This window comes from Aurantimonas sp. C2-5-R2 (genome assembly GCF_036549495.1).
In the GTDB taxonomy this organism is placed as follows: Bacteria; Pseudomonadota; Alphaproteobacteria; order Rhizobiales; family Rhizobiaceae; genus Aurantimonas; species Aurantimonas coralicida_A.
The window spans coordinates 1-1922 of sequence record NZ_JAZHLJ010000206.1 but is presented as its reverse complement, the minus strand read 5'-3'; the positions used below and the strand labels follow the sequence as shown (position 1 = coordinate 1922).

2 protein-coding genes and 1 pseudogene are annotated in these 1922 nt (G+C 64.2%); 1 reads left to right on the top strand and 2 read right to left on the bottom strand.

The features are described from left to right. Positions 1–82: 82 nt before the first annotated feature. The gene (locus VQ044_RS25980) at positions 83–937 is read right to left on the bottom strand and encodes a transposase (RefSeq protein ID WP_442873014.1); all 855 of its coding nucleotides are present in this window, start codon (positions 935–937) and stop codon (positions 83–85) included. 115 nt (positions 938–1052) lie between these two features. Then, positions 1053–1253 (bottom strand): annotated as a pseudogene (locus VQ044_RS25975) (transposase); the annotation flags it as partial. A gap of 272 nt (positions 1254–1525) precedes the next feature. Between VQ044_RS25975 and VQ044_RS24965 the strand changes: the two are divergent. Continuing rightward, positions 1526–1810, top strand: a complete 285-nt coding sequence (locus VQ044_RS24965) for a hypothetical protein (protein WP_327649994.1) — start codon at positions 1526–1528, stop codon at positions 1808–1810. Positions 1811–1922 lie beyond the last annotated feature (112 nt).

The following is a 1922-nucleotide window of genomic DNA, read 5'->3' as shown; positions in this document are numbered from 1 at the left end:
CCAGGCCTGGGTCTTCATCGCAAACATCCGCATGCTCACCCGACGGCTCGCAAGGCATTGAAAACGCCACCTTCATTCTGATTCAGACACTCAGAGGTGCGACGGATTCCAGTGTCATGTACCTGGCCCGCTGGATGGCCCATTCGTCGTTCTGCTCGAGCAGCAGAGCACCGACGAGACGCAGGATGGCCTCGTCGTTCGGGAAGATGCCAACGACGTCGGTACGACGCTTGATCTCACCGTTCAGCCGCTCGATGGGATTGATGCTGTGCAACTTGGCGCGATGCTCTCTTGGGAAGGTCATGTAGGCCAAGACATCCTCCTCGGCACCGTCGAGGATGGCGGCGAGCTTGGGCACCTTCGGCCGGATCTGGTCGGAGACGGAACGCCATTGCAGGCTGGCGGCCTCTGGCGTCTCCTGCGCGAAGGCGGTGGCGATGAAGGCGGACACCACCCGTCGTCCGCTCTTGCCGGCATGGGCCAGCACACCCAGCGGACCGGCCTGGGGGGGCGTGCCGCAACGGTACCACAATGCGGTGTCGGAGGTGATCTCGAGCGCCTTCTGCTCCTTGCGGCCATACCACGAGGACACGGTGATCCTTCGCCACTGCGTGGCAGGGTTGGAGAGCAGCGTCTTCAGCTTGGGCAATGGAAGTCCCTTCTGCGCCGGGCGCCCGATGGTGTGGGCACCGCGCCCTGGAGGGGGCGCGAAGAGATTGGCGTCGAGCCGCAGCCGGCTGATGAGGGTCGCTCGACCGTCGAGGGCATGGGCCAGTTCATGGACGGCGAAGCTGCTGTCGCCCACGAAGACGATGTCGCGGTCGGGCAACCAGCGGCAGAGCTGAAGCGCACCTTGGCGAGCCCAGTCTGTCAGCATCTTGTGCCTGCGGCCACGCTGGTGGTCGGAACGCTCCGAGGGGGCGAGCAGGGTCAGCACTGGCAGGGCCTTCACGACGCCTGCCCAGGTGACCGGTGTCCAGCACCATGAAGCTCAGCCAGCGCAAGCCGCTGGCCTTGACGAAGTGACCATGGCTGGAGCGGACGGGATCGCGATAGATGCCACGCGCGGTGATCCTGCGCCCCCACCGGCGTTCGATGGTGTCGTCCATCCCGATGACCACAGGGCCATCGGGCACGAGGCGGTCGATGATCATGACCAGCAGGCGACGTGCCATGGCGCGGGAATCCCAGCGGGCGCGATTGAGGAGCTGATGGTAGCTCGAAAAGTTCTTCGCCTCGGCGCGCCCGGTCATCCTGAGGCAGGCGCTGACGGTACGCTTGCCCGGTGGCCAGCACGCCCATCACCAGGACAAGCGTGTGCTCCCAGCTGGGAGCCGTGAAGCAGGAGCGCAGCGCCTGCAGCCAATCGCGCAGGATCTGGGGGACGGGATCGCCCGGAGACGGCGGGAAGACGGGATAATGTTGCATCCCATGCTTCGAATCCCTCGCCGCCCAGCTCGCAAGCCAGCGGCCTGCGGCGAAGTGAATCACCCGCTCTCGCAGCATTCCCGCTTATGATCGAGCCATGCAGCACGACGATATCGCCACCCGCATCGAAGCTTTCGACGACGCCAATGGTGGGGGCGTCGGCTTCTACAAGGACAAGGGTGCCTACCACCTCTACCTCCTGGAGACAGAAGCGCCGATCGCCCGGCTCAAGCCGACAGGCAACTGTGACGAGGTCCGGCTTGGCTACTGGTCACATCGCCGCAAATGGGAGGACGTCGACGACATGGGCGGCGGCGTCATGCCTCTCGACGACGCGCTCGAGTTCATCGCCAATGAGGGCATCTTCTGGACCTGGACCTGACCCGGAAAACGTACAAAGTCGAGCTTAGAGCCTGAGCGAAAAGGAGTTGAGCGATATCAGCAGGTTGTGATTCCCCTACGTTGTCGAGACGATGGGGAATCGAGATGGCCTG

What these genes read in the sequence shown, in the direction of transcription:
- VQ044_RS24965 (WP_327649994.1), top strand. Translation starts at nt 1,526, where the DNA reads ATGCAGCACGACGATATCGCCACCCGCATCGAAGCTTTCGACGACGCC.